Source organism: Lentzea sp. CC55 (assembly GCF_021056325.1).
GTDB lineage: Bacteria > Actinomycetota > Actinomycetes > Mycobacteriales > Pseudonocardiaceae > Lentzea > Lentzea jiangxiensis.
This window is the reverse complement of sequence record NZ_JAJCXE010000001.1, coordinates 1-25,742: the sequence shown is the minus strand read 5'-3', so window position 1 is coordinate 25,742 and position 25,742 is coordinate 1. Positions and strand designations below refer to the sequence as shown.

The window sequence follows — 25,742 nt, the reverse complement described above, 5'->3', positions numbered from 1 at the left end:
GGTCTACTCGCCACCATTTCCGCTGAGGACGGGGGTCTCGTCGTGCTGGTGCGCCCGTTCGAAGGGGTCGAACCCCTTGTACGCGGTCAGCACCTCGCGCAAGCCGCCGAACATCTTGACGTGGCCCTCGTCCATCCAGATCGCCTTGTCGCAGAACTCCGCGAGGAACTCGTCGGAGTGGTTCGCGAACACCAGCAGACCGGAGCGGGCGACCAGGTCCTTGAGGCGGTCACGGGCCTTGGCCATGAACGCCGCGTCGACCGCGCCGATGCCCTCGTCGAGCAGCAGGATCTCCGGGTTGATCGACGTGACGACGCCGAGGGCCAACCGGACGCGCATGCCCGTCGAGTACGTGCGCAGCGGCATCTGCAGGTAGTCACCGAGCTCGGTGAACTGCGCGATGTCGTCGACGCGGGATTCCATCTGCTTGCGGCTCATGCCGAGGAACAGGCCGCGGATCATGATGTTCTCGTACCCGGAGATCTCCGGGTCCATGCCGACGCCGAGGTCGAAGACCGGCGCCACCTTGCCGATGATGCGCGAGTGGCCGCGGGTGGGCTCGTAGATGCCCGCGAGCAGGCGCAGCAGCGTGGACTTGCCGGCGCCGTTGTGGCCGACCAGGCCGACGCGGTCGCCGTCCTTGAGCGACAGCGTGATGTCGTGCAGCGCCTCGATGATCGGGACGCGGCCCTCCGACTCGATCTTGCCGCCGACCTTGCCGAGGGCGAGCTTCTTCAGCGACCTCGACTTCGCGTCGAAGATCGGGAAGTCGACCGATGCGTTCCAGACGTCGATGCTGACCATTGGTTCGTCGACCTCCTTCTCAGACCCAGTAGGAAACGCGGGCGCGGTAGTTGCGCAGGATCACCAGAGCGGCGAACCAGCCGAGGACGGTGAAGCCGCCGACGACCGCCCAGTGGTGCCAGTCCACGGTGTGGCCGAGGAGCGGGGCCCTGACGATCTCGACGAAGTGGTACACGGGGTTGAGCTCGGCGACCAGCACGCGCCAGCCGACGTCGCCGCCACCGGTGACCCTGGTGAGGATGCTGGCGTCCCAGACGATCGGGGTCATGAAGAACACCAGGTTGATGAAGCTGTTCACGACCGGCGGGATGTCGCGGAAGCGGGTGCTGATCACGCCGAAGAGCAGGGCGACCCACACCGCGTTCACCGCGAGCAGCACGAGGCCCGGGACCGCCAGCACGATTTCCCAGCTCAGGCCGGGGTTCGTCGGACCGGTCGGGGTCATCTTGTACGGCTGGTCGAGCGCGCCGAAGAAGATCGCCAGCACGATCACGTAGACCACGAGGTTGTGCAGCAGGAACAGCACCTGGCGCCACACCATCCGCATCACGTGGATCGTGATGGGAGCGGGCAGGTGCTTGATCAGCCCCTCGTTCGCGATGAAGACGTCCGTGCCCTCGGTGACGCACCCGAGGATGAAGTTCCAGATGATGAAGCCGACCGTCACGTACGGCAGGAACGTGTTGATGGGCGTGTCCAGCAGCGTCGAGTACAGCAGGCCGAGCGCCAGGGCCGTCGTCGCCATCGAGATGGTGATCCACAGCGGACCGATGACCGAACGGCGGTAGCGCTGTTTGATGTCCTGCCAGCCGAGGTGACCCCAGAGTTCGCGGTGGTCCCACGCCTCCCGCACATCCGCGAACGCGCGTTTGAAGCTGCGCGACTTCACGGCAGGGGGCGCCTCAGCCTGGTCGAGCGTACTGGTGGCTTGCACGAGGACTGAGCGTACCGGCGACCGCCCGGCGCCATGCTCACCGGGCGGTCACGGTGCGGTCAGACCTTGATCACTTTGACGATCACCTGTTCGTGGTCGTACGTGTACCCGAGGTACTCGAACTCGACGCCGTGCGCCGCCACGTGCTCCAGCCAGGCCTTGTGCTCGTGGTCCTGCCACTGCGGGTAGTTGAAGTACTCGTCGAAGACGATCACGCTGCCCTCGACCAGCCGCGGCCCGACGAGGTCGAGGACGGTCTTCGTCGACGAGTAGAGGTCGCAGTCGACGTGCAGGAACGTGACGGGGCCCTCGTGGTCGGCGAGGAACTTCGGCAGCGTCTCGTCGAACCACCCGGCGACGAGCTCGGCACCGGGCACGTCCGGCAGGCCGTCCATGGTGAAGGTGCCCGCGGGGAACCCGTTGCGCCAGGTCTCCGGCAGGCCCTCGAAGGAGTCGAAGCCGTAGACCTCGCCGCCCTCGCGGGCGTTCGCGATGATCTTCAGCGTGCCGCCGGTGTAGACGCCGAACTCGAGCGCCATGCCGCCCTCGGGCGCCTGGTCCAGCGCGAACTCGAGCGTCTCGTGCGGCGAGCCGAAGTGCGGGACCCGCGGCATGTTCTCGTGCACGAACCGGGCGCTCTGCGACGCGGCGTCCCTGTCCGCGGCGAACACGATGTCGCGGCGGGCCCGCACCTCGTGGCCGACGGTGTGGTCGACGATGCGGTTCGCCTGCTGCGCGACCTCGTCGCGCAGGCCGTCGAGCTGGACCTGGAGGCGCGCGATCTGCTCCTGCTGCGGCTGCAACGCGTCCTGGATGAGCTCGATCGCCTTGACGCGCAGCTTGTGGCGCAGCTGCTTGGCCTGCAGACCTTTGCGGACTCGGTCGAGCACGGTGGCTCCTCTCCAGAACGGTGAGCGCATCGTAGAGCCACCACCGACTGCCTTAGCTAGAGGTACTGACCCGTCCCTTTGCCGGTTGTTCCGCCTTCGTTACCTTCGCCGCCACCCGCCGGCAGTGCGCGGCCGCGCATCTGCTCCAACTGGGCGCGTGCCGCCATCTGCTGGGCGAACAGCGCGGTCTGGATGCCGTGGAAGAGGCCTTCCAGCCATCCCACGAGCTGGGCCTGGGCGATCCGCAGCTCGGCGTCGGACGGGGTGCCGTCCTCGGTGAACGGCAGCGACAGGCGCTCCAGCTCCTCGCGCAGCTCCGGCGCCAGGCCGTCCTCGAGCTCCTCGATGGACCGCTTGTGGATTTCCTTGAGGCGGTTGCGGCTCGCCTCGTCCAGAGGTGCCGCCCGCACCTCCTCCAGGAGCTGCTTGATCATCGTGCCGATCCGCATCACCTTGGCCGGCTGCTCCACCATGTCGGCGATGTCGCCGTCCTGGCCACCGACGATTACGACGGGCTGCTCCTGTTTCATGGTCTCCATCCTCGCGTCTTTCACCTCGTGACGATTATCCGGGTGGGGGCTGCTCGACACCGTGGTTGCGTTCATACGTACGGTGTGTGGCATGGCGTTCGACGTCGCACGGGTACGAGGGCTCTTCCCCGCGCTCGGCGACGGCTGGGTCCACCTCGACGCACCGGCCGGCATGCAGGTGCCGGAGCAGGTCGCGACCGCCGTCTCCACCGCGCTGCGCGCTCCCGTCTCCGGACCCGGTGGCATCTTCCCGGCCTCCCAGCGGGCCCAGGGCATCGTGGACGCCGCCCGCAGGGCCGTCGCGGACCTCGTCGGGGGTGACCCCGCGGGTGTCGTGCTGGGCCCCTCCTCCGCCGTCCTGCTGCAGCGCCTCGCCGAGGTGATGACGGACGACTGGTTCATGGGCGACGAGGTCCTGGTTTCCCGCCTGGACCACGCCGCGAACATCGCGCCGTGGTTGCGCGCCACGCAACGCACCGGCAGCGCGGTCAAGTGGGCCGAGATCGACATCGAGACCTGCGAGCTGCCGGGCTGGCAGTACGACGACCTCGTCACCGACCGCACGAAGCTGATCGCCATCACGGCGGCGTCCGGTGTCGTCGGCACCAGGCCCGACCTCGCCAAGATCTCGGCGGTCGCGCGGGCGCACGGCGCGCTGATGGTCGTGGACGCGTCGTCGGCGGCGCCTTTCGTCCCCTTGGACATCGTTGGCATGGGCGCTGACGTCGTCGCCCTCTCCGCCGGCCAGTGGGGCGGGCCGCCCGTCGGCGCGCTGGTGTTCCGCGACCCGTCGGTGCTGGAACGGCTGCCGTCGGTCTCGGTCGACCCGACGGCCCGCGGACCGGAACGCCTCGAACTGGGCCCGCACGCGTATCCGATGCTCGCCGGGCTCGTTGCCTCCGTCGAGTACCTCGCGGACCTCGACGACGCGGCTTCCGGCACGCGGCGCGAGCGCCTGCTCACGTCCCTGGGATCCGTCAAGGCGTACCAGGCGGGGCTGCTCGCTAACCTCATCAACGAACTGCGTTCGCTGCGCCACGTGATGGTGATCGGCGACGCCATGCGGCGGGTGCCCGCGCTGGCGTTCACGATCGCCGGGGTCAAGGCGGAGGACGGCGTCGAACACCTCGCGTCGCGGGGCGTCTGCGCGTTCGCCGACCCCGGCCAGCACGGCGTGTTCTCGGTGCTGGGCGTCGGTGAGGTCGGCGGCGCCATCCGCGTCGGGCTCGCGCACTACACGAACGCGGTCGAGGTGGACGACCTGGTGCGGGCGGTCGCCGAACTGGGCTGAGGGAACACGGGAGAGCACCGTTGGACGACTCGCTGGCACGCGAGCTCGCGGACCTCTCGGCCCTGCAGCGCATCGGGTCGCTGAACACCGAGTACCTGCCGCGGTTCTCCTGCGACCTCCGGCCGGCCGAGCTCGTCGCGGTGATGGACGAGGTCGTCCTCGGCGCCAGGACCGTCCTGGTCGCGCTCGGCTGCGGCTCGTCCTCGGTCCTGCTCGCGCGTCTGCTCCAGCAGCGCGGTTTCGGGCACCTGCTGTCGATCGAGCACGACGAACGCACGGCTGCTTTCGCCGCCTCGCAACTGCGACGCGAAGGTCTCGGCTCGATCGCCCGCGTCGTGCACGCGCCGTTGTCGCGGCATCCGGCGGCGTTGTCGCGGCACGGCCAGTGGTACGCGCCGCAGCAGGTGCACGACGAGGTGCTCGGCTACGTCGAGCGCTTCGGCCTGGTGGACCTGCTGCTCGTGGACGGGCCGGGTTCCGGCGACTCGCGCTACCCGGCGCTGCCCGTGCTGCGCGCCGTGCTGGCGCCGGGCGCGACGGTGCTCGCCGACGACGCCGACCGGCCGGACGAGCAGTCCGTGCTGACGCGGTGGTCCGAGGAGTTCGGCATCGAGTTCCGCACGGCTCCCCGGACCTCGCTGGCGACCGCTACCGCTCTCGCCTGAGCAGGACCTTGCCGAAGACGTCGCTCGCCTCCAGCAACCGGTGCGCCTCGGCGGCCTCCCGCAGGGGCACGACCCTGCCGACGACCGGCTTCACCGCACCGCTGCCGACCAGCGGCCACAGGTGCTCGCGGACCTGCGCCACGATCGCGCCCTTGTTCTCGACGGACCGGCCGCGCAGCCCGGTCGCCATCACCGAGGCGCGCTTGGACAGCAGCTTGCCGATGGGCAGCTCGCCCTTCACGCCGCCCTGCATGCCGATGATCATCAACCGGCCGTCCGGCGCGAGCACGTCGATGTTGCGCGGCAGGTAGGAGGCGCCCATGTTGTCGAGGACGACGTCGGCCTTCCCCACCTCGGCCACGAAGTCCTGCGTCTTGTAGTTGACCAGGACGTCGGCACCGAGCTCTGCGCACTTCGCGAGGCGTTCCGCCGAGCCCGCGGTGACCGCGACGGTCGCGCCGAGCGCCTTCGCGACCTGGATCGCGTGCGTGCCGATGCCACCGGCGCCGCCGTGCACCAGGAACGTCTCACCGAGCTTGAGGCGGCCGTCCATCACGACGTTCGACCACACCGTGCAGGCCACCTCGGGCAGCGCCGCGGCCGTGACGACGTCGACGCCGTCCGGCAGCGGGAGGACCTGGGGCGCGGGCACGACGACCTTCTCGGCGTAGCCGCCGCCGGCGAGCAGCGCGCACACCTCGTCGCCGACGTTCCACCCCGTGACGCCCTCGCCGAGCGCCGCGATCGTGCCGGAGCACTCCAGCCCGATGATGTCCGACGCGCCGGGGGGCGGCGGGTACGAGCCCTGCCGCTGCAACAGGTCGGCGCGGTTGACCGCACTCGCGGCGACGTCGATCAACACCTCGCCGGGACCGGGCACCGGGTCGTCGACCTCGGTCCAGGTGAGCACTTCCGGGCCGCCGGGTTCGCGAACAGTGATCGCATGCACGCAGCCGACCGTAATACCGTTCGACACCTCCGGCACCATCGGAGCATGGACCCCTGGCCTCTGCGACACCTGGTTCTCCGCACCCCGCGGCTGGAGCTGCGCCCCGACGACGACGAGGGCCTCCACGAGCTCGTCGAGGTGGCGAAGCAGGGCGTGCACGACCCCGAGGAGATGCCGTTCCTCGTGCCGTGGACGGACTGGGTCCGCGACGACGGCGGGTTCGGCATGATCAAGCACTACTGGGCTGCGCGCTCCGCGTTCGCCGCCGGGGACTGGACGATCAACTTCCTGGCGCGGCGCGAGGGCGGGGTCGTCGGCATGCAGGAGATCTCCGCGAAGGACTTCGGCGTGCTGCGCGAGGTCAACACCGGCTCGTGGCTCGGTCTGGAGCACCAGGGCGGCGGGATCGGCACGGAGATGCGGATCGCGGTCCTGCAGTTCGCGTTCGACCACCTGGGTGCGGACGTCGCTCGTTCGGCGGCTTGGCTGGGCAACCACGCTTCCAACCGCGTCAGCGAAAAACTCGGCTACGTCCACGACGGCACCATGCGTGCCGCACCGCGCGGACAACGCCTTGAGCACGTGCGATTGCGTCTGGACAAGGAGAACTTCGTGCGCCCGGAGTGGGACGTGGCCGTCGAGGGGCTCGCTGAGTGTGTTCAGCTGATCACGAGCTGAACACCCGCCGACCGTCGGATTGTGTCCCAGGTCTCCTTCTTGTGAGGGTTCTGCCATCTCGAACGAAGGGGAACGTTCAATGTCCGGCAGAACCAAGCTGGCGACTGTGCTTGCCGTCTCGGCATTAGTCGCGGCCCCCACCGCCACGGCGTCCGCCGCCGAACCCGCCGGCCCCGCGCTGGCGAAGAAGCTCTCGAAGAAGGTGACCGTCGAGGGCGTCAACCGGCACCTGATCGCGTTCCAGCGGATCGCCGACCGCAACGGCGGCACCCGCGCCGCCCTGACCCCCGGCTACGACGCGAGCGTCGACTACGTGGCGGGCAAGCTCCGCGACGAGGGCTTCATCGTGACGACGCCGACGTTCAGCTACGAGATCAACGTCAACGACGCGGAGACCGCCCGCGTGGACGGCGTGGACTACCAGGCCCTGATCATGATCGCGTCGCCGCAGACCCCCGCCGGCGGCGTCACCGGCCCGCTGCGCGTGGTGCCCGAGGACGCCGGCACCGGGTGCGAGGCGAGCGACTTCGCGGGCCAGGACTTCACCGGCTCGGTCGCGCTGATCCGCCGCGGTGGCTGCACGTTCGAGCAGAAGCACCTCAACGCGCACGCCGCCGGCGCCATCGCCGTGCTGGTGTCCAACAACACCGCGGGCCCGCTCTCCGACGTGACGCTGACCAACCCCGGCAAGATCCCCACCGGCGGCATCTCCCAGGCAGACGGCACCACGCTCGCGGGCAAGGCCGGTTCGGCCGTCACGGTCGACATGCGCTTCCACACGGAGACCCGCACCGAGCGCAACGTCATCGCCCAGACCCGCACCGGCCGCACGAACAACGTCGTCATGGCGGGCGCGCACCTCGACAGCGTCGAGCTCGGCGCCGGCATCAACGACAACGGCACCGGTTCCGCGGCCCTGCTGGAGACCGCGCTGCAGCTGGGCTCCCGCCCGAAGGTCGACAACGCGGTCCGCTTCGCCTGGTGGGGCGCCGAGGAGCGCGGCCTGATCGGCTCCGAGGAGTGGGTCCGCTCGCTGACGTTCGAGCAGCAGCTCGACATCGCGCTGTACCTGAACTTCGACATGGTCGGCTCGCCGAACGCCGCGTACTTCATCTACGACGGCGACAACTCCGACGGCGTGGGCGCGGGCCCCGGCCCGTTCGGCTCGGCGCAGATCGAGAAGGCGTTCGCGGACTACTTCGCGGCGAAGGGCATCCCCACCGAGGGCACGGACTTCTCGGGCCGCTCGGACTACGGCGAGTTCATCGCCCAGGGCATTCCCGCCGGTGGTCTCTTCACCGGTGCCGAGGGCGTGAAGACCGCGGCCCAGGCCGCCAAGTGGGGCGGAACGGCCGGGGTCGCCTACGACCCCTGCTACCACGCCGCCTGTGACAACCTCGGCAACGTCGACCGGGTCGCCCTGGGACGCAACGCCGGTGCCATCGCGTTCGTGACGGCCGCCTACGGCGTGTCCACCGAGGACGTCAACGGCGTGCCGCCGCGCTCGAAGCGGGCCGAGGCCCGTGCCGCGGCCAAGATGTCGCTGACGGCGCACGAGGACCACTCGCACGCCGCCGTTTCGTAGGTCTCGCACGCGCAAGGCCGGGTCTCCCCCGGGAGGCCCGGCCTTGCGCTCGGACGGGTGTCAGCCCAGGTTGTCGGTGTCGAACGTGTTGCAGCGGGCCGGGTCGCCCGTCTGCATGCCCGTGGTGAACCACTTCTGGCGCTGCGCCGAGCTGCCGTGGCTGAACTGGGTCGTGTCGACCTGGCCGCCGCCGAGCTCGCGCTGGATGAAGTCGTCACCGATGCGCGCCGCCGCGTCGAGCGCCGCGTTCACGTCCTCCTGGGTGATGTTCGTGATGAGAGGCTGGCCGTTGGACGACGGGGTGGTCGTCGCCGCCTTGGCCCAGGCGCCCGCGTAGCAGTCGGCCTGCAGTTCCAGGCGCACCGAGTCGGAGGTGGGGCCGGTGCGGGAGCTGACGCGGTCGGACGTGCCGAGGAGGTTCTGGACGTGGTGGCCGTACTCGTGGGCCAGCACGTAGGCCTCGACGAACGGGCCGCCGGTCGCGCCGAACTTGGTGCGCAGCTCGTTGAAGAAGTCGAGGTCGATGTACACCTGGGAGTCGGCGGGGCAGTAGAACGGGCCCACGGCCGAGGTGGCGTTGCCGCAGCGGGTGTTGACGCTGTTGCGGAAGAAGTTGGTCTTGGTGACCTGGTAGCTGCGGCCGGAGCGGGCGAACTGGTCGGTCCAGAAGGCCTGGATCGAGTTGATCGTCGCCACGACCCGGCAGTCGCTGTCGCGGTTCGCGTCCGCGCCGGTCTTGCACTTCTCGGCCAGCTGGCCGGACTCGACCTGGGTGTTGCTGCCCAGGCCCTCCAGCCCGCCCGCCGGCAGCTGGATGCCGGTGAACTGCTGGAACAGGAAGTAGATGATCAGACCGACCACGCCGAGGCCACCGCCGACACCGGCCACCCGGCCGCCGACGCCCCGCTGGTCCGAGACCTGGGAAAGGTCGAGTCCCGCGCCTTCGTTGAACTGCACCGCATCCTCCTGCCAAGGACCCCCTGGGTGCCGCAAACGATAAAGCACCAAACACGCCTTGGTGCGGTGCCCGACGTCGGGCACCGCACCAAGGCTTTCCCATGTGGTTGTGACGACTACGGCCCACGGAGGTTGGCGTGGCGCTCAGCCGGTGACGCCATGAGGCGACACCGATGCCGAGCTCAACAGCGTCGAAGTGCGCGGAGCGACGCCTGACGGCGCCTGGGCACCCGAAACCTCGTGCTCGTCGCTACACAGTCGCGACCGGACCGGTCACGTCCGATCCACTCGCGGGGATGCGACAGACCGCGTTTCGCCACAGCGAGGAGATACCTGCACAGCACCACCTACCCCTTCTGGGCGTGGCCACCGGGCGGTCCACTTCATTCAACTACCGGTTGCCAGCTCGTTGTCGAGCATGCGCTTGATCGTCGTATTTATCAACACTTCACGGGAAACCTGAATTGGTGAAGTCGGACGGGTGACCTGCGGAGATCGACAGTGCGGACAGCAATCGCCCGGCGGGAGAAAATCCCGCCGGGCGATTTGTGAAAAATGATCGGAATCAGTCGATCAGGCTTTCCCGGTGCGCCTGGCGCCGCGGCGGGCCATCACACCCGCGGTCATCAGGCCGAGGCCCGCGAGCAGGAACTCGAGCGGGTCGGCACCGGTCCTCGACAGGACCGGGACCACCGCGGAAGCCCGCTGCGAGGCCTTGTCGCCGGTCTGCGGGACGCCGGCGCCCGAGTCGTCGCCGGTGTCGCCACCGCCGGAGTTGTCGCCGCCCGGGTTGCCGTTGCCCGGGTTCTCGTCGCCGGGGTTCTCGCCGGGCTGCTCCGGCTGCTCGGGCTCCGGCTCGGGCTGCTCGGGCTGCTCCGGTTCCGGCTGCGGCTCCTCGGGCGTCCCGGTCCCGCCGCAGTCGCCGCTCGCGGTGCCGAGCACCGCCGCGCTGGTGCCGCAGACCGTCACCGGGGCCTCGACGGAGCCGTTGGCCTGCTTCGGCCCGGTGTCGCCGCAGCTGCCGTTGCCGCCACCGGCGACACCGACCGCGTTGCCGCACACCGTGACGGGCGCGGAGACGAGGGCCTTGTCGGCCTGGACGCGCTCGGCGGGCTCGTCCTGGCAGGTCGCGTCGCTGCTGCCCAGCACGTTGACGGCGTTGCCGCAGACCTTGACCGGAACGCTCAGCAGGCTGCCGACGCGGACTTCCTCGTCGACGTCGAGCGGCACCGGGACGGCCTGGGCGAAGCCGGCGGTGGCGACCAGCAGGCCACCGGTCAGCAGAGCGGCGGACATGGTGCGGTTGAGGTTCTTGCGCATGGCTGTTTCTCCCTGGAGTGCGAAGACGGATCCCTGTCTGGCCGTGGGCCGGGATCAGTCCGGGGAGAACGTCGGTTCCTCCGCGCGCACGGAGCGCGGGACGTCGTGTTGTTCCGTGCTGACAAGCGATGTCGTGGTGGTGGGCGGCCGCGTCGCGTGCGGCAGCGTGCCCACCGGGACCTGCGTGCCGGAGGACGTCCCCGCGCCGCTCTGCGGGAGCGTGCCGGGCGTCGGCTGCTCCGCCTGGGGTTCCTCGGCAACGGGCGCCGGGCTCGTGGGCTGCGTGTGGTGCTGCTGTGGCGGCAGTTGTTGTTGCTGAGGCGCCTCGGTCTGCACGGAGGTCTGCACGGCAGGCGGGGCGGGTGGTGGAAGTTCCTTCGGCGGTACGGGGTTCTCGGTGCGCGGGGTCGGCTTCGGCGGAACGGGCGCTTCCGGCTGTGGCGGTGCGAGCCCCGTCTCGACCTGGAGACCGACGTCGACGAGGGGGATCTCCAGCTCGACCTCGAGCCGGTCGATCTCGACCCGGACGTCGGCGTTCGCGTGGCCGGTGCCGCCCAGCAGCCAGGCACCGGTCACCAGACCGGCGAGCAGCAGGAGCCGACGCAACCACGACATCGGCCCTCACCCTAGATCAAACGGAGCAACGGGGCACGCGAAAAGGCCGCTCCGGCGACCTCGGTCACCGGAGCGGCCCAACGCCGGCCGCCGTTACGGCAGCTGCGTGATGCGGTCGAGCGCCGGCGCGCCCTGGTTCGGGTGCGCCGCCAGGTAGGCGGAGAACGCGTCCAGGTCGATGCCGCCGCCGGTGATGTCCCTGCCCTTGGTGAACTCGCTGAAGCCGTCACCACCGCCCTGCAGGAAGCTGTTGATCGTCACGCGGTAGCTCGCGTTCGGGTCCAGCGGGGCGCCGTTGAGCGTGACGTCGGAGACCTTCGAGCCGAACGCCGCACCCTTCGACCACGTGTACTTCAGGCCGGACGACGGCTGGAGCACGAACTGGCGGGCAGCGGTGAACTGCTGCTCCAGCACGTTCTTGATCTCCGCGCCGGTCAGCGTGACGGTTTGCAGGATGTTGCCGAACGGCTGCACGGTGAACATCTCGCCGTAGGTCACCACGCCGTTGCCCTCACCCGCGGGCGAGCCGGCGAACGTGAGGTCCGCGCGGACACCGCCGGGATTCATCAGCGCGAGCACCGCGCCGTTGCCCTTGGTGGCCTCGAGCTGCGAGTCGGCGATCAGGTCGCCGAGCGGCGACTCACCGGCGGCGTTCTGCGCCCGCAGGATGTCCGAGCTGATCGTGCCGACCGGCTTGTTCGCGATCGGGCCGGACTTCTGCTTGGCCAGGTCGATGATCGCCTGGACGGTCGGGTCCGGCGTGACCGTGCGGGTGACGATCTTGTTGTCGGCCTTGGTCTCGCCGCGGATGACGTCGCGCGTGCGGCGGTCGATCTTGAGGTCGACGACGCTGAGCTCACGACCGAACGCGAGGCCCTCGATGAACGGCCGCGGGTTGCCCGCCGGGTCCTTGATCACGCAGTTGTAGTGCTGGTGGCTGTGGCCGGAGAAGACCGCGTCGATCTTCGGGCTGACGTTCGTGGCGATGTAGCTGCCGGGGTTGTTGGCGGCGACGTTGCACGCGTTGGGGCCGCCACCGGAGGAGGTGACCTGGTCGCCCTGGTGCACGAGCAGCACGATCGACTTCACGCCGATGGCGTCGAGGAGGTTCGCGTACCTGTTGGCCGCCTTCACCTCGTCACCGAACTGGAGGTCCTTGATGCCGTTGGGGTCGACCAGGATCGGCACGTCCTTGAGCGGCATGCCGATGAAGCCGATCGGCATCCCGTCGCGGATCTCCACCCAGAACGGCGGAAGGGCCGGCAGCCCGGTCTTGGCGTGCGTGACGTTCGCGCCGAGGATCGGGAACTTCGCACCCTCGTACTTCTCGCTGAACTGGCACCCGTCCACCGGGTGGCAGCCACCGCGCTGGATGCGCAGCAGCTCCTGGTAGCCCTCGTCGAACTCGTGGTTGCCCGCCGCGGTCGTGTCCATCCCGACCTTGTTGAGCACCTCGATCGTCGGCTCGTCGTGGAACAGCGCCGACACGATCGGCGAAGCACCGATCAGGTCGCCCTGCCCGACGATGACGGAGTTCTTGACCTCGCTCTGGAGGTTCTTGATGTGCGTGGCGTTGTAAGCGGCGCCACCGGCGTCGACGGTCGTGCCGTCCGGCAGGATGACGCGCCCCGACGACCCGGTGGGCGGCTCGATGTTGCCGTGCAGGTCGTTGATGCCGATCAGGCGCACGTCAACCGTGCCCCGACCGCGCAGTGACTGGACATCGGCCTGGGCAGGCCCGGTAGCGCTGATGACAGTGGCCGCGGCGGCGGTGATCGCCAGAACGGAGAGCCGTCTGAACGAACTCATGGGTGAAGCCTTTCGAAGGCAAGGTTAACGCGCGTGTACGGCGGAGGAGTCTGCCTCGCGAAGGCCCCGTTTTCCAGAGGAATGACAGGATCGTCATCCTGCCGTCTAGCCTTGTTCCCGTGACACCAAGCGAGCAGGAGCCCCGCTGGCTCGACGAGGGCGAGATGCGGGCGTGGCGCACCTACGTGAACGGTTCCTCGATGCTCATGGACCGCCTGCACCGGGAGCTGCAGGACACCCACGGAGTGTCACTGGCGGACTACGAGGTCCTCGTCCGCCTCTCCGAACAGCCGAACCACCGCATGCGCATGACCCAGCTGGCAGAAGACGTGGCCTCCTCGAAGTCCCGCGTCTCCCACCAGGTCGCCCGCATGGAGAAAGCAGGCCTCGTCACCCGCCGCGAGTGCACGGAGGACGGCCGCGGCGTACTCGCCGAGCTGACCCAGAAGGGCATGTCCCAACTGGTGGAGGCCGCCCCCACCCACCTCCGCGGCGTGCGCACCCACATCGTCGACCTGCTCACCCCCGAGGAGGGCGAGGTGCTGGCCAAGGTGTTCGACCGGGTCATCACACACCTGCGGGAGTCGAACGGCTAGGCTTCTCGGCTGACGCCGGTGGCGTCGGGGAAGCGTGGCAGAGCGGCCGAATGCACCCGCCTTGAAAGCGGGAGACGGGCAACCGTCCGGGGGTTCAAATCCCTCCGCTTCCGCAGTTTGACCAGCGCAAACAGGGGTGGCTCACCAGTCGGTGAGCCACCCCTGCTGCGTCCAGTCTCATTTCCAGTATCATTCGGGTGCCCATTTACTGGCAAGGCTATGGATGAACTTCTAGCCATCGAAGCTGGTTACGCCGAATTCGCGAAGTGGCTCAACCATGACAGTGGCGACATGAGCAATGCAACGCGCTGGTACGACCACGCGTATGAAGCTGCGAACGCTGCCGGTGATGAGCGTATGAGTGCATTCGTCTTGACGCGGCGCGCGGTTCAATTTGTCGGAGAAGGTGACCCGTACTACGCGGCAAAGTTGGCGCGATTGGCGCAACGTGACGAGTCGATAGTGACCGCCCGCGTCCGTGCGCTCGCTACTCAAACGGAAGCGATTGGGCATGCGATGTCAGGGAATCATAGCGAGACAGACCGCGCGCTGGATACTGCGGCGTACTTGACTGAATTAGGTATTGGTGTGCGCCCGGACGGTGACCCGTCTGTAGGTCGCTACTGCGAGCCCGGTCTCTACCTGAAAATCACGAATGCAAAATGTCAGCTTGAGCTTGGACGGGCTGAGAACGCGGTTAGCGCGTTCAGGGATGTACTTGGCTCCTTGCCGAGCAGCTATCACCGTGACCGCGGCAACTACCTAGCGCGGCTGGCGCAGACCTGCGCTCTTGCAGGAGAACAGTTGACGCCTGCGTCGCGATCGAAGAATCGCTAGGTATAGCATTGGCCACTGGCTCGACTCGAACGATCGCCGACCTGGAGAAGATAATTCCTGTCCAGTTGGCGCAGCGGGCCAAAGAGCCCGAAGTCTTTCGGGCTCGTTAGATGCACGGAAGATCTGCGGACCAAACGTCACGACGATGCTGCTCTCGCGACCGTCGTTGGCGGGCTTAGCGCCGAAGTGGTGCGAACTGATCTGCGCCCAGCCTGCGGGAGACGTGAAACGGCACGTCAAGCGCTTGTCGTTAATCGTTTCGCGGGCCCCTTAAAAAGATCGCAACATCCTGACGCGGCCACCTGAAATTCAGTACGGCAATCTATCGGGATGCTCACTCTGCAGTTGAGCGCTCGGTTTGGGTTGGGTAAGCACGACTGGTACTGGAACCAGTCGCCTCATGTTCAGTACTTCATTAGCAAATCCGGATCCCTGGCGATGATCGTCAATCGTCCAACCAGCCGGCCACGCACGCCCGACCGATATTTCCGTCGCTACAGCCCCCTTCATTGATACGATATGCGTAAAAGTCGCCTCGTCGAAGTACGTGTCGTCAGTGAAGGTCGCCTCGTCGAACCATGATCTTCCGGCGAAGATCGCCTTGTCGAACTGCACGCGGCCGGTGAAGGTCACTTTGCCGAACCATGCTTTGCTGGTGAAGTTCGCTCCGAAGAACCATGCATTTTTACTGAAGGTCGCCTTGCCAAATATCGCGTCGCGGATAAAGGTGGCCCTGTCGAACCAGGCGTTTTCTTTGAAGATCGCTTCGTCGAACTGCGCATAGCTTCTGAAGGTCACGTTATCGAAGTGCGCGACGCCTGTGAAGATCGACTCTCCGAACCACGTATGGCTGTTGAAGTTCGCCTCGCCGAAACGCGCGCGACCGATGAAAGCCGTCTTTCCGAACAGTGTATCGCCATTAAAGACCGCCTTCTCAAAGAAGGTAAGGCGGGTGAAGTTCGCCTCGTTAAACCGCACGTCGCCGATGAAGTTAGTCCCGCCAAATAGTGCGTCACCTGTGAAGGTCGCCTTGTCGAACAAAGTAGGGCCGGTGAAGGTCGCCTCGCCGAACTGCGCGTCGCCGAAAAAGTGCGCGTTGGCAAAGATCGCTTGTCGCACAGTGAGGCGAGCGGCGTTGAAGTTGATAAGTGTGGCGTCAGTGAGATCTAGGTCATACTCCTCGGCCCAATACCGGAGGTTGGCCGGCTGGCTGGCGGTCCTGTCGTGACCGAGGCAGAGATGGGTGGTGAGGATGCGTTGCGCAGTGAGCCGGACCTCGCGTTCCTGCCGCAACTGCTCGGACGTGACAGCCGATACGGGTGGCGCGAGGCTGATACGGCGCGCGGTCGCAGCGCGAGCGGCGACGCGGTTTGTCGCGGTGCTTCGGCGGTCGGCTGCAGATAGCCCGGTCCGACGTGCGGCGGGCCGCTCAGGCGGCGGTGTAAAAGGGCTGCGCAGGTAGGCGCAGATCACGTTGATCACGGTCTGGCGTTGGTCGGGGTTGTCTTGGGCGACGCGTTCCAGTGCGTACAGGCCACCGTGGCGAACCGCAGCCTTGTCTGAGCCCAACTGCTCGACCGCCTTCAGGTACAACTCGGTGATCCGCCGCGCCGCCGCGTCGTGCGCGGTATCAGCGGCGGTCTTGCGTTGCACTGCCAGGGATAGCTCGGCCGCGCGTTGCCGGCGGGCGGCCAGAAGCAGTGCGGCGGCACCACCGGTGCCCACCAGCAGTGTGGCCGCGGTCCGGATCGCGTCCAACCGGTCTCGCGGATTGGTCCCGGAAAAGTTGACCAGCAGCAGCACCGCCGCAGTGACGCCCAAACCCAGCAGGACGAGCCCGCCGAGCAGGATTGCCCGCGGTGTCAACGCCGGCATCACCTCCGTCCCCGGCTCCGCTACCGGGCGGGGCGACAAGTCCGGGTGACGAGATCGCAGCACCCCGAGTGCTGCTGCGGCAACGAGCAGCAGCACCGTGATCGGCACCATCCACCACCGGCCCAGCCACACCCACGCCATAGACCACCATGACCAGGATCTCGCCATCCACATCGCCATACCTAGGCCTGCGGCGGCCAGCAGCCAGGCCAGCACCCCCAGCCCATGTCGTCCGGTCACCGCCCCTCGGACACGGGTCACCCGCCCTGTTGGGCGATCAGTGGAGGGCGAAGTCGCAGCAGTCGTCACGCACACGGCATCGTGAACTCACCCACAGTGTTACTGCAGCGGATGCTCCCACCCTGGCCTGACACACCAACGCGCGCAGGCGGCAGCAGGCCACCGAACACGACGCCACCGAACGCAGACTTACCGAGCTCTACGTCAAGGCAGTGGAGCAGTTCGGCTCGGACAAGGCCGCCGTGCGCCACGGCGGCTTCTACGCCCTTGAACGCGTCGCCCAGGACAACCCGGCACACCGCCAAACCATCGTCGACGTCATCTGCGCCTACCTGCGCTCCCCCTGTACCCCACCCCGCATCCCCGGCACCAGCAAACTCGGAGGCTTACGCGCACCCCTGCGACCTGGATGGGCACGCCCTCTCCCAGGCGCCGTTCCGGACACCACACCGAAAGACGCCGATCAGGAAGCCCGACAAGAACGCGAGGTCCGACTCACCGCCCAGCGCATCCTGCGCGACCACCTTCAGCCCCGCACACCCGCCCGCGCCTGGGCGCGATGGTTCCCGCGCCCAGCCCACACCTTTTGGCCAGACATCGACCTCGACCTCACCGAAGCCATTCTGGTCGACTTCGACCTCACCAACGTGATCATTCGCAATGCTCGGTTTGACAAGGCGCAGTTCAGCGGTATTACCGAGTTCGTCAAGGCGCGGTTCAACGGCTACGCCTGGTTCACCGCAGCGCAATTCAACGGCGACGCCTGATTCAGTGAGATGCGGTTCGGCGGCGCCGCCTTTTTCGACGAGGCGCAGTTCAATAGGATCGCCGGGTTCGACGGTGCACAGTTCGATGACGCCGTTCCGAACGAGGTCAACCATTATCTGTCACCGGATCAGGACGACACTTCTACGTAGGTGCTGGCAGCCTTCGAACGCCAGAACCTGGCCCGCCACTGTCAACCAGCACAAGTAAGCGGCTGACCGATCGACCCTGATCTCGCCAATTAGGTTGGGCCACGCAGCATATTAACGATCCATAGTAGATGACGCAGTCTCGCGGACAGTCTCATACGGGATCGTTCATGATAGTTCAGCCGTTTCGGCACAAGTCCTCTGACCAGCCTTAAGAACTCCCGCGAATAGGCTTGAGCGACCATGCCGATCCCTTGCGAACGGGAGACGGGCAACCGTCCGGGGGTTCAAATCCCTCCGCTTCCGCACACCGGACGGGGCTGTGGAGGACGTCCTCCACAGCCCCGTCCGCGTCAGCGGCGTGCCACCGCCAGCAACCGGTGGCTGCCCACCGAGAACGCCTCGCCCGCCACGCCCCCGTGCAGCTCGACCGACGAGAACCCGGCCTCGACGAGCATCCGGGTCAGCTCACCGGCCGTGTAGACGTGCTGCACGCAGGTCGACCGCTGCGTCCGCTCGCCGTCGCTGAAGGTGAAGTCGATCAGCAGTCGGCCCGTGGCCACGTCGTAGGTGTTCACGGCGACCATGTCGACGCCGCCCGCGGACATGCGGATCTCGCCGGGGAGCGAGGGCAGCAGCGACTCCGCCGCGCAGCTGTAGTCGATGACGAGCAGCGGTGCGGCGGCGGCCAGGTCGCGCAGGAACCGCCGCGAGCCCTCGTGGTCGAGGTAGCCGAAGCTGTTGCCCATGCACAGGGCCAGGTCGGCTGTCACGCCGAACGAGCCCAGCGCCGCCACGTCGCCTTGGCGCCAGTCCAGCGAGGGAGCGAGCGTTCTGGCGTGGGCGATGGCTTCGGCCGAGATGTCGATGCCGGTGACCGTGTAGCCGCGGCCGGCCAGTTCGATGCTGTGCCTGCCGCTGCCGCACGGTGCGTCCAGCACGCGGCGGCCGTCGGTGAGACCGGTCGCGAAGTCGATCTCCGCTGTGGTCTGCGACGGGGGGACGGCGCCGCGCCAGAAGGTGTTGGCGAGATCGGTGAAGAAAGAGGTGTACCAAGTCACGGTGGTGCTCCTGGTGATCGCGGGAGAAGAACGCGAGGGTCACCGGGTACTGCGAAGGCACCCGGTGTGTCCGGGGCTGCCCATGGCATCGACCTTGTCTCTGAGTACGCCTGAAGGCACCACTGAAGCACGTGGGGCGCGGAAAGCGGAAGCGGTTTTACTTGCGAGGCGAGGAAAAGCGGATCATGTTGCCGGACGGGTCGCGGAACGCGCAGTCGCGCACGCCGTAGTACTGGTCGACCGGTTCCTGCATGACTTCGGCGCCGGCCGCGCGGACCTGGTCGAACTTCGCGTCGACGTCGGGCACCTCGAAGATGATGCCGAGCAGCGAACCCTTGGCCAGCAACGCTTCCAGCGCTTCGTGGTCGGTCGGCGGGACGGGCGGGCCGATGCGCGACAGGCCGATCTCGACCTCCGGCTGGTCGGCGGGGCCCACGGTGAGCCAGCGGTAGTCGTTCTCGATGGTCTCGTCGGTGCGGACTTCGAGGCCGAGCACGTCGCGGTAGAACTTCAGGGCCGCGTCCTGGTCGTGGACGAAGAGGAACGTGTGCGAGAGCTTCATGGGATGAAACCCTAGGTAGAACGTGTGCGCGTCGCTTCTCGAAACCTGCTCGGTCGCGTCAGGCCCTTCAACTGGCATCCCGGCACGGCGGCCAGCGCGTCGTGCGCCCGTGCGCGGTAGGCGGACGGGGTCTCGCCGACCAGTTCGGTGAACCGGGCGGAGAACGAGCCGAGCGAGGTGCAGCCGACCTGGACGCACACCTCGGTCACGGACAGCGTTCCCAGGCGCAGCAACGCTTTGGCGCGCTCGATGCGCCTCGTCATGAGGTAGCCGTACGGGGTCTCGCCGTAGGCCGCGCGAAATTGGCGCGAGAAGTGCGACGGCGACATGAGGGCGGCACGGGCCATCGCGGGCACGTCCAACGGATTCGCGTACTCGCGGTCCATCAGGTCACGTGCCCGGCGCAGGTGCGCTAGGTCCTCCGGCGTCACGCCGACCAGCATGCCAGGCCGCGGACACACCCGTCCCCGCTGTGCTCACGCTTTTCCCGCGAGGTCGGTTGCCCCGCCTGGAAGAAAATCTTGAAATGTCATCGGAATGACGTGAATCCACAGATCAGGACCCTTGAATCGCTGAAAAAGCTTCGGAGAGAAGTCCGTTCGCGGTACTTTCCGGACGTCCGGCGGAGGCGTGCGGGGGCACCCGGCGGACGATCAAGTCTTCCGGGGGGAACCGTTGTCCAGCAGATCGCGCCTTGCCGTGCTCAAGAGCGGCGTTGTGGCCGTCGTCGCCGGGTTGTCGTTCAGCACGGCGAGCGTCACGGCGTTCGCGCAGAACGGTTCGACGCCACCAAGCGCCGAGCCCAGCGTCTCCGGTGTCGTCTACGCCGACAAGAACGGCAACGGGCGGCAGGACCCCGGCGAGGCGGTCGAGGGCGGCGTGGTCACCGTCGCCCGGGAGAAGACGACGACCGACGCGGACGGCCGGTTCTCCTTCACGGGCCTCGCCCCAGGCGACCACGTCCCGTCCTATGAGCTGCCGGACGGCTGGGTCGTGCACCACGTCCACGCCGGGGGACCGGACAGGATCTCGGTCACCGCCGGTGTCACCGCGGAGGTGGCGGTGCGGGCGGAGCGGCCTTACTCGGAGCAGATCAAGGCGACCGCGACCTTCGACCGCGACAGCTACGAGCACCCGGCGTCCGCGATCGTCGCGGTGGAGCTGACCAACACCGCCGACCGCAGGATCGACGGCATCCAGGCCGTGTGCGACCGCGCGAAGGCCGGCAACGCGCTCGACCTCGACGTGGCCGGCCAAACGCTTGCGGCCGGGGAACGGCGCACGGTCAAGAGCACGGCGCGGATCCCGCAAGAGGCGGTCAGCGCCGGGAAGTTCACCCTGGACTGCGAGTTCGCGCCGAACGCCGCGTGGAACCGCGACGGCGCGCGGCTGCACGTCGAGAAGCAGGTGACCGGCGGCGTCGGCCCCACGAAGGTGCCCGGCGGCCACGAGCCCGCCTCGCTGGAGTACGAGGTGAAGTTCGACAAGCCGCGCTACGAGTCGCACGAGACCGTGCGCGCGGAACTGGTCGTGACGAACACCGGTGGGATGCCCGCGGAACGCTTCCGGGTCGACAACGGCACCTACGACGTGGAGTTCGCCGACGCGCAATGGGGTGACGCGGACCGGCACGGCCCCGGCGTGCGCATCGCGGGCGGGGAGTCCCGCACGTTCAGCCTGTCGGGCGGGATCCGCCACTTCACCGGCGGCAAGCTGCAGCTGTGGCTGTACTTCGGCTACAGCGGCATGCCGAACGACCATCCGAGGCACGTCAACGCGAGCGCGGAGGTCGTGCAGACCCGCGGGGACCTGACCGGCGTCGTCTACGTCGACAGGAACCACAACCGGCGGCAGGACCCGGGCGAGGCCGCCGGGGGTGCCGTCGTGGAGATCAACGGCGGCGCGCCCCACGGGTACTTCAAGACCGTGACCGACGCCGAGGGGCGCTACGAGTTCAAGAACATCCCCTCCGGCGACTACACCGCCGGCTACAAGCTCGACGGCGGGTGGGTCGTGCACCGCGAGAGTGGTGAGCCTCAGGTCCGCGTGCTCCCAGGGGCACCGAAACGCCTCACCGCACGCGCGGAGCGCCCGTACACCGAGGCGCTCAAGGTGACGACCGTGCTCGACAGGCCGGTCTACGCCGTCGGCGACGACGTGCGGATCACCGTCACGCTGACCAACAAGGGCTCCTACGCGCTGACCGACGTCCAGGCCGGCTGCGCGAGGTACGAGAACACCTGGCCGGTGCAGGCGAACTGGGGTGAACTGCACGAGCCCGGTCTGACGCTCGCCGCCGGCGAGACGAAGACAGTCGTCGTCTCCGCGAAGGTGCCCGAGGAAGCGCGCAGGACCAGCAAGGTGGTCGTGCACTGCGGGTTCGCGCCGTGGGTGAGGTGGAATGAGGACGTCGTCGTCGGCTACGACTGGGCGAGCGTTCCCGGCGGCACCGGCACGGTGCGGGCGCAGCTCGCGCACGACGAGGACCGCGACCTGCGGGCGGGTCCCGGCGAACTGCTCCCCGGCGTCCGGGTCCGGCTGATGACCGAGCCCGAGTACGGCGGCGTCGTCGCGGAGGCCGTCACGAACGCCGAAGGGGTCCTGACCTACGACCGGGTGCCCGCCGGCACCTACTGGCTGCAGGTCGACGGGCCGTGGCGGTTCGAGGGCGGGTACACCGGCGAGGTCAGGGCGTCTCCCGAAGGCGACGCCTTCCACCTGGTCTTCGTGGTGCCGCAGTCAGCTCCCGCACCGCCGGGCACGGGGGACACCGGAGGCCACCGGGGAGGTGGCGCGCTCGCCAGGACCGGCGCCTCCGTGCTCGGCCTCGGCCTGGTCGGTGCGCTGCTCGTGGCCTTCGGCCTCGGCGCCGGAGTGGTCGGCCGGCGTCGCAGAACGACCTGACCGGCACCACCCCCGCTGTCAGCAGCGCCACACCTCGCTGGTCCGAACGGAGTGTTAGCGTCGCGAACCATCGGGTAACGGGGGTGGCATGACGGTCTGGGAAGCCATCTTGGTGGTCATCGCGGGTGTGTTCGCCGGCGGCATCAACACCGTCGTCGGCAGCGGCACGCTGGTGACGTTCCCCGTGCTGCTCGCCGTCGGGTACCCGCCCGTGGTCGCGAACGTCTCCAACAGCCTCGGCCTCGTGCCCGGCTCGCTGTCCGGGGCGTGGGGCTACCGCGAGGAGCTCAAGGGGCAGGCGGACCGGGTCAAGCGGTTGCTGCCCGCGTCGATCCTGGGCGGCGTCGTCGGCGCGATCCTGCTCGTCACGCTGCCGGACGAGGCCTTCACCGCGATCGTGCCCGTGCTGATCGTGGTCGCACTGGTCCTCGTGGTGATCCAGCCGTGGCTCAACCGCAAGCTCTCCCACCGGCGCAACGACAACGATGGCGGCGTGCTGCTGTGGTTCGGCGTGTTCGCGGCCGGCATCTACGGCGGCTACTTCGGCGCCGCCCAGGGCGTGCTGGTCATGGGGCTGATGGGCGTGCTCGTCAGCGAGCACCTGCAGCGGCTCAACGCCCTGAAGAACGTGCTCACCGCGTTCGTGAACCTCGTCGCGGGCGTGATGTTCATCTTCATCGCGGACGTGGCGTGGCTCGCCGTGCTGCTGCTGGCCGTCGGGTCGGTCGTCGGTGGCCAGATCGGGGCCAAGATCGGCCGCAAACTCCCACCCGCCGTGCTGCGCGGCGTCATCGTGGTGGTGGGAGTCGCGGCGATCGTCCAGCTGCTCGTGAAGTGACCGCTCAGACCGTGAACGCGCGGGCGGCGGCCAGGAAGGCGTCGTTCTCCTCCGGCTCACCGATCGTCACGCGGGCGCCCTCGCCCACGAACGCGCGCACCACGACCTTGTGCTCCAGGCAGTGCTCGTTGAACGCGCCCGTGCGCTCGCCCAGCGGCAGCCACACGAAGTTCGCCTGGGTCTCCGGCACGTCGTAGCCCATGGCCAGCAGCTCGCCGCGCACGCGGGTGCGTTCCGCGACGATCCCGCGGCAGCGGACCATCAGCTCGTCCTCGGCGTCCAGCGAGGCCAGAGCGGCCACCTGCGCGAGGGCGTTCACCGAGAACGGCACGTAGACCTTGCGCAGCACGTCCGCGACGACCGGCGGCGCGACCGCGTAGCCGATCCGCAGGCCCGCGAGGCCGTACGCCTTCGAGAACGTCCGCAGCACGGCCACGTTGTTGTGGCCCGCGGCCCACTGCTGCTTCGCGAGCTCGACGCCGTCGGGGACGTGGGCGTCGTCGACGAACTCCTTGTAGGCCTCGTCGAGCACCACGAGAACGTCCCGGGGCACGCGCGCGATGAACGACTCGATCTCGTCGGTGCGCAGCGCGGTGCCGGTCGGGTTGTTCGGGTTGCAGACGAAGACCATCCGGGTGTTCGGCGTGATCGCCGCCAGCATCGCGTCCAGGTCGTGCGTGTGCTCCGAGTTCAACGGCACGCGGATCTGCCGCGCGCCCGCCACGTGCGTGACGATCGGGTAGGCCTCGAAGGACCTCCACGCGAACAGCACCTCGTCGTTCTCGGTGCAGGTGGCTTGGACGAGCTGCTGGCACAGGGTCACCGAGCCGCAGCCGAGCGCCAGGTGGTCCGCCGGCACGCCGAGCTTGTCGGAGAGGCGGGCGGTGAGTTCGGTGCTCCCCGAGTCGGGGTACCTGTTGATGCCGGTGGCCGCGTCGGCGATCGCTTTGACGACGCTCGGCAGCGGTCCGGCGGACACCTCGTTGCTCGCGAGCTTGATGGCGCCGGGGATGGTCCTGCCGGGCACGTAGGACGGCAGGGACGCCAGGTCAGCACGGGTTCGCACGGTCATACGCCCGATCCTCGCATTGCTCCGTCCGATTGGTCACGTTGACTGGAGTTCACCCCGTCGTGGAAGGGTGGGAATCATGACCACTACCCGCATCGAGACGCTTTCCCTCTCCGACGGCCGTGAGCTGCGGGTGACGATCGCCGAACCCGACTCCGCGGTGCGGGGCGGGCTCGTGGTGCTGCACGAGGCCCGAGGCATCACCGCGGGGGTGCGCACGCTGGTCAGCAGCCTCGCCGACGAGGGCTGGCTCGCGATCGCGCCGCACCTCTACGACGAGGACCGCGTGCACGGTGCCGACATCAAGGACCGGGTGAGCAAGCTCAACGGCGACCGGTTGCTCGCGGACACCGACGTGGCGTTCGTCTGGCTGGGCCAGCAGGGCGTGAGCGCCGACCGCATGGGCGTCGTCGGCTTCGACATCGGCGGCACCGTCGCGATGGTGGTCGCCGCGAGCCGCACCATCGGCGCGGCCGTCACCGTGCAGGCCCCCGGCATCCTCGAGCCGCTCTCCGACGGGCTGCCCGCGCTGGTCGACGTCGCCGCGGACCTCTCCTGCCCGTGGCTCGGGATCTTCCGCGACGAGGACTCGGAAGAAGTGAGCAAGCTTCGTGATGCTGTGATCAGCTCGGAAACCGCGTCAGATCTGGTGCGTTTCACCGTTTCGAGTGACGAAGCGTGGTCTCGTGCGTTGAACTGGTTCGACGCTCACATGAGGTAAGAGTCTTTCCGGCGGATTGGAACCGAACCGTCGTCCGGGTACATCTAAGGAGTGCTTCGGACGGCTGACTGGGTGTAGCGCTGCGTAACGCCCAGTGCTGCGGTGACGAGTTATGCAGTGCAGGGGGTTATGAGGGATGGCTGAAGGCACTGGGACAGGCACCACCACGGGTACGACGACTGGTACGACCGGCACGACGACAACCACCGGGCCCACCGCCGCGGCGGCACCGCCGGTGACCCCCGACGTCTCGACGTCGGTCACCGCGCCGATCACCGCGGAGCAGCTGGCAGCGGCGAAACCCGCCCTCCAGCAGCAGATGCTGGTGGACAAGGCGCAGGCGAGCAACGCGGCGGCCAAGCTCGACCAGGCCGCCGACGACGGCAAGCTGACGCTCGACGTCGAGTCCGCGGACGCGTTGATCAAGGCCGTCGACGCCGCCCGCGACCAGGTGATGGACCTGTGGAAGCGCGCGACGGACCAGCTGGCCACACCGCTGCAGCTGGGGGAGAACCCGGTCGCCAAGGCGATCAGCGCGCGGTTCGCCGACCTCGCCGTCGGCGAGGACTCCGGGGCGGCCAAGGCGTTGCTGGACCTCTTCAAGGTCCTCGACGACATCGGGGACGCCCTGCGCCGCAGCCGTGACAGCATCCGCGACACCGACGAAGAGGCCGAGAAGGCCATGAAGAACGCCGGGGGGTCCTGGTGAGTCAGGGATCGCACGACAACAGGGGCAACGGCCACCGGGACGACAAGTCCTCGAACCACCACCACGACGACCACAAGTACGACCGCAGCTACCTGCACGAGCCGGTCGACTGGATGACGTACTCGCACGAAGAGCTCTACAAGATGGTGCACACCGGGGTGAACCTCGACGGTGCGCAGACCGCCGCGGCGAACTGGCAGAAGATCGGCGAGGACATCGCCGGCGTCCGGGCGAGCCTGCTCAAGGCCGTCGAGGACTCCGCGGTCGGCTGGGACAGCGAGTCCGCCCGGCTCGCCCGTGACGGCCTGACCGAGGTCACCAACTGGGTCGACGACACCGCGAACTACGCCACCAAGGTGTCCGTCGCGATCACGACCGAGACCAGCAAC

General features: G+C 68.2%; 25 protein-coding genes, 1 tRNA gene and 1 pseudogene. 13 read left to right on the top strand and 14 right to left on the bottom strand.

Annotated elements, in window-relative coordinates; all coding sequences use genetic code 11:
- Positions 1-3: 3 nt before the first annotated feature.
- The 4 genes from L6E10_RS00135 to L6E10_RS00120 are packed head-to-tail and all read right to left on the bottom strand — an operon-like array spanning position 4 to position 3,158.
- A complete protein-coding gene (locus tag L6E10_RS00135; RefSeq protein WP_236215727.1) occupies positions 4-804 on the bottom strand; it encodes an ABC transporter ATP-binding protein in 801 nt (266 codons plus the stop codon).
- Positions 805-823: 19 nt separating this feature from the next.
- Positions 824-1,738 carry an ABC transporter permease gene (locus tag L6E10_RS00130; RefSeq protein WP_236215726.1) on the bottom strand — a complete coding sequence of 305 codons (915 nt, stop codon included), beginning with the start codon at positions 1,736-1,738 and terminating at the stop codon, positions 824-826.
- Positions 1,739-1,797: 59 nt separating this feature from the next.
- Positions 1,798-2,628 carry a class I SAM-dependent methyltransferase gene (locus tag L6E10_RS00125; protein WP_236215725.1) on the bottom strand — a complete coding sequence of 277 codons (831 nt, stop codon included), beginning with the start codon at positions 2,626-2,628 and terminating at the stop codon, positions 1,798-1,800.
- 56 nt (positions 2,629-2,684) lie between these two features.
- Positions 2,685-3,158: a bacterial proteasome activator family protein gene (locus L6E10_RS00120; protein WP_275675670.1), complete on the bottom strand. Its 474-nt coding sequence runs from the start codon at positions 3,156-3,158 to the stop codon at positions 2,685-2,687.
- Between the two features lie 91 nt (positions 3,159-3,249).
- Here L6E10_RS00120 and L6E10_RS00115 point away from each other — a divergent pair, with 91 nt between their 5' ends.
- Together L6E10_RS00115 and L6E10_RS00110 are read left to right on the top strand one after the other, a co-directional pair.
- Positions 3,250-4,449, top strand: coding sequence for a cysteine desulfurase-like protein (locus L6E10_RS00115; protein WP_236215724.1), 1,200 nt, complete (start codon positions 3,250-3,252; stop codon positions 4,447-4,449).
- 20 nt (positions 4,450-4,469) lie between these two features.
- Positions 4,470-5,114 (top strand): class I SAM-dependent methyltransferase, encoded by a 645-nt coding sequence (locus L6E10_RS00110; RefSeq protein WP_236215723.1) that lies wholly within the window; start codon positions 4,470-4,472, stop codon positions 5,112-5,114.
- Here the strand turns inward: L6E10_RS00110 and L6E10_RS00105 are convergent.
- Positions 5,098-6,063, bottom strand: coding sequence for a zinc-binding dehydrogenase (locus tag L6E10_RS00105; protein ID WP_236215722.1), 966 nt, complete (start codon positions 6,061-6,063; stop codon positions 5,098-5,100). The genes L6E10_RS00110 and L6E10_RS00105 overlap by 17 nt on opposite strands.
- Before the next feature lie 45 nt (positions 6,064-6,108).
- Here L6E10_RS00105 and L6E10_RS00100 point away from each other — a divergent pair, with 45 nt between their 5' ends.
- Positions 6,109-6,741, top strand: a complete 633-nt coding sequence (locus L6E10_RS00100; RefSeq protein ID WP_236215721.1) for a GNAT family N-acetyltransferase — start codon at positions 6,109-6,111, stop codon at positions 6,739-6,741.
- Positions 6,742-6,820: 79 nt separating this feature from the next.
- Entirely contained in the window at positions 6,821-8,326 is a 1,506-nt protein-coding gene (locus L6E10_RS00095) for a M28 family metallopeptidase (protein ID WP_236215720.1), read from the top strand.
- Positions 8,327-8,386: 60 nt separating this feature from the next.
- Here L6E10_RS00095 and L6E10_RS00090 read toward each other — a convergent pair whose 3' ends face one another.
- The 4 genes from L6E10_RS00090 to L6E10_RS00075 form a co-directional block, all read right to left on the bottom strand.
- Positions 8,387-9,283, bottom strand: a complete 897-nt coding sequence (locus L6E10_RS00090; protein ID WP_236215719.1) for a neutral zinc metallopeptidase — start codon at positions 9,281-9,283, stop codon at positions 8,387-8,389.
- Positions 9,284-9,856: 573 nt separating this feature from the next.
- Positions 9,857-10,603 carry a hypothetical protein gene (locus L6E10_RS00085; RefSeq protein WP_236215718.1) on the bottom strand — a complete coding sequence of 249 codons (747 nt, stop codon included), beginning with the start codon at positions 10,601-10,603 and terminating at the stop codon, positions 9,857-9,859.
- Positions 10,604-10,657: 54 nt separating this feature from the next.
- The gene (locus L6E10_RS00080) at positions 10,658-11,218 is read right to left on the bottom strand and encodes a hypothetical protein (protein ID WP_236215717.1); all 561 of its coding nucleotides are present in this window, start codon (positions 11,216-11,218) and stop codon (positions 10,658-10,660) included.
- 93 nt (positions 11,219-11,311) lie between these two features.
- The gene (locus tag L6E10_RS00075; protein ID WP_236215716.1) at positions 11,312-13,027 is read right to left on the bottom strand and encodes a bifunctional UDP-sugar hydrolase/5'-nucleotidase; all 1,716 of its coding nucleotides are present in this window, start codon (positions 13,025-13,027) and stop codon (positions 11,312-11,314) included.
- A gap of 164 nt (positions 13,028-13,191) precedes the next feature.
- Between L6E10_RS00075 and L6E10_RS00070 the strand changes: the two genes are divergently transcribed.
- The 3 genes from L6E10_RS00070 to L6E10_RS00060 all read left to right on the top strand — a co-directional run bounded on the left by L6E10_RS00070 (position 13,192) and on the right by L6E10_RS00060 (position 14,460).
- Positions 13,192-13,623, top strand: a complete 432-nt coding sequence (locus L6E10_RS00070; protein ID WP_236215814.1) for a MarR family winged helix-turn-helix transcriptional regulator — start codon at positions 13,192-13,194, stop codon at positions 13,621-13,623.
- A 28-nt stretch (positions 13,624-13,651) separates the two neighbouring features.
- A tRNA-Ser gene (locus tag L6E10_RS00065) sits at positions 13,652-13,736 on the top strand.
- Positions 13,737-13,842: 106 nt separating this feature from the next.
- The gene (locus L6E10_RS00060) at positions 13,843-14,460 is read left to right on the top strand and encodes a hypothetical protein (protein ID WP_236215715.1); all 618 of its coding nucleotides are present in this window, start codon (positions 13,843-13,845) and stop codon (positions 14,458-14,460) included.
- Between the two features lie 309 nt (positions 14,461-14,769).
- Here the strand turns inward: L6E10_RS00060 and L6E10_RS00055 are convergent, their stop codons facing one another.
- Complete coding sequence (locus L6E10_RS00055) at positions 14,770-16,551, bottom strand: pentapeptide repeat-containing protein (RefSeq protein ID WP_236215714.1); 1,782 nt, start codon at positions 16,549-16,551, stop codon at positions 14,770-14,772.
- Positions 16,552-16,787: 236 nt separating this feature from the next.
- Between L6E10_RS00055 and L6E10_RS40615 the strand changes: the two genes are divergently transcribed.
- Positions 16,788-17,342 (top strand): pentapeptide repeat-containing protein, encoded by a 555-nt coding sequence (locus L6E10_RS40615; RefSeq protein ID WP_236215713.1) that lies wholly within the window; start codon positions 16,788-16,790, stop codon positions 17,340-17,342.
- A gap of 500 nt (positions 17,343-17,842) precedes the next feature.
- Here L6E10_RS40615 and L6E10_RS00045 read toward each other — a convergent pair whose 3' ends face one another.
- From L6E10_RS00045 to L6E10_RS00035, 3 genes are all read right to left on the bottom strand, one after another.
- Positions 17,843-18,550: a class I SAM-dependent methyltransferase gene (locus tag L6E10_RS00045; RefSeq protein WP_236215712.1), complete on the bottom strand. Its 708-nt coding sequence runs from the start codon at positions 18,548-18,550 to the stop codon at positions 17,843-17,845.
- 157 nt (positions 18,551-18,707) lie between these two features.
- A complete protein-coding gene (locus L6E10_RS00040) occupies positions 18,708-19,112 on the bottom strand; it encodes a VOC family protein (RefSeq protein ID WP_236215711.1) in 405 nt (134 codons plus the stop codon).
- A gap of 11 nt (positions 19,113-19,123) precedes the next feature.
- Positions 19,124-19,543, bottom strand: a complete 420-nt coding sequence (locus L6E10_RS00035) for a helix-turn-helix transcriptional regulator (protein WP_236215710.1) — start codon at positions 19,541-19,543, stop codon at positions 19,124-19,126.
- Between the two features lie 244 nt (positions 19,544-19,787).
- Between L6E10_RS00035 and L6E10_RS00030 the strand changes: the two genes are divergently transcribed.
- Together L6E10_RS00030 and L6E10_RS00025 are read left to right on the top strand one after the other, a co-directional pair.
- The gene (locus L6E10_RS00030) at positions 19,788-22,016 is read left to right on the top strand and encodes an SdrD B-like domain-containing protein (RefSeq protein WP_236215709.1); all 2,229 of its coding nucleotides are present in this window, start codon (positions 19,788-19,790) and stop codon (positions 22,014-22,016) included.
- Between the two features lie 88 nt (positions 22,017-22,104).
- A complete protein-coding gene (locus tag L6E10_RS00025) occupies positions 22,105-22,854 on the top strand; it encodes a sulfite exporter TauE/SafE family protein (RefSeq protein ID WP_236215708.1) in 750 nt (249 codons plus the stop codon).
- Between the two features lie 4 nt (positions 22,855-22,858).
- On the opposite strand, the gene hisC is transcribed toward L6E10_RS00025, so the two are convergent.
- Entirely contained in the window at positions 22,859-23,926 is a 1,068-nt protein-coding gene (gene hisC / locus L6E10_RS00020; RefSeq protein WP_236215707.1) for a histidinol-phosphate transaminase, read from the bottom strand.
- Positions 23,927-24,002: 76 nt separating this feature from the next.
- Here hisC and L6E10_RS00015 point away from each other — a divergent pair, with 76 nt between their 5' ends.
- From L6E10_RS00015 to L6E10_RS00005, 3 genes and pseudogenes are all read left to right on the top strand, one after another.
- Positions 24,003-24,644 (top strand): dienelactone hydrolase family protein, encoded by a 642-nt coding sequence (locus L6E10_RS00015; protein WP_236215706.1) that lies wholly within the window; start codon positions 24,003-24,005, stop codon positions 24,642-24,644.
- A gap of 136 nt (positions 24,645-24,780) precedes the next feature.
- On the top strand, positions 24,781-25,353 hold the full coding sequence (locus L6E10_RS00010; protein ID WP_236215705.1) for a hypothetical protein: 573 nt from the start codon (positions 24,781-24,783) through the stop codon (positions 25,351-25,353).
- Positions 25,350-25,742, top strand: a pseudogene (locus L6E10_RS00005) (hypothetical protein); the annotation flags it as partial. The gene L6E10_RS00010 and the pseudogene L6E10_RS00005, both read left to right, overlap by 4 nt.

Bases quoted from the DNA above. Each gene is read 5' to 3' on its own strand.
- L6E10_RS00115 (WP_236215724.1), top strand. From the start codon at position 3,250: ATGGCGTTCGACGTCGCACGGGTACGAGGGCTCTTCCCCGCGCTCGGC.
- L6E10_RS00015 (WP_236215706.1), top strand. From the start codon at position 24,003: ATGACCACTACCCGCATCGAGACGCTTTCCCTCTCCGACGGCCGTGAG.
- L6E10_RS00025 (WP_236215708.1), top strand. From the start codon at position 22,105: ATGACGGTCTGGGAAGCCATCTTGGTGGTCATCGCGGGTGTGTTCGCC.
- L6E10_RS00085 (WP_236215718.1), bottom strand. From the start codon at position 10,603: ATGCGCAAGAACCTCAACCGCACCATGTCCGCCGCTCTGCTGACCGGT.
- L6E10_RS00135 (WP_236215727.1), bottom strand. From the start codon at position 804: ATGGTCAGCATCGACGTCTGGAACGCATCGGTCGACTTCCCGATCTTC.
- L6E10_RS00040 (WP_236215711.1), bottom strand. From the start codon at position 19,112: ATGAAGCTCTCGCACACGTTCCTCTTCGTCCACGACCAGGACGCGGCC.
- L6E10_RS00070 (WP_236215814.1), top strand. From the start codon at position 13,192: ATGCGGGCGTGGCGCACCTACGTGAACGGTTCCTCGATGCTCATGGAC.
- L6E10_RS00010 (WP_236215705.1), top strand. From the start codon at position 24,781: ATGGCTGAAGGCACTGGGACAGGCACCACCACGGGTACGACGACTGGT.
- L6E10_RS00080 (WP_236215717.1), bottom strand. From the start codon at position 11,218: ATGTCGTGGTTGCGTCGGCTCCTGCTGCTCGCCGGTCTGGTGACCGGT.
- L6E10_RS00100 (WP_236215721.1), top strand. From the start codon at position 6,109: ATGGACCCCTGGCCTCTGCGACACCTGGTTCTCCGCACCCCGCGGCTG.
- L6E10_RS00060 (WP_236215715.1), top strand. From the start codon at position 13,843: ATGGATGAACTTCTAGCCATCGAAGCTGGTTACGCCGAATTCGCGAAG.
- hisC (WP_236215707.1), bottom strand. From the start codon at position 23,926: ATGACCGTGCGAACCCGTGCTGACCTGGCGTCCCTGCCGTCCTACGTG.
- L6E10_RS00075 (WP_236215716.1), bottom strand. From the start codon at position 13,027: ATGAGTTCGTTCAGACGGCTCTCCGTTCTGGCGATCACCGCCGCCGCG.
- L6E10_RS00120 (WP_275675670.1), bottom strand. From the start codon at position 3,158: ATGAAACAGGAGCAGCCCGTCGTAATCGTCGGTGGCCAGGACGGCGAC.
- L6E10_RS00095 (WP_236215720.1), top strand. From the start codon at position 6,821: ATGTCCGGCAGAACCAAGCTGGCGACTGTGCTTGCCGTCTCGGCATTA.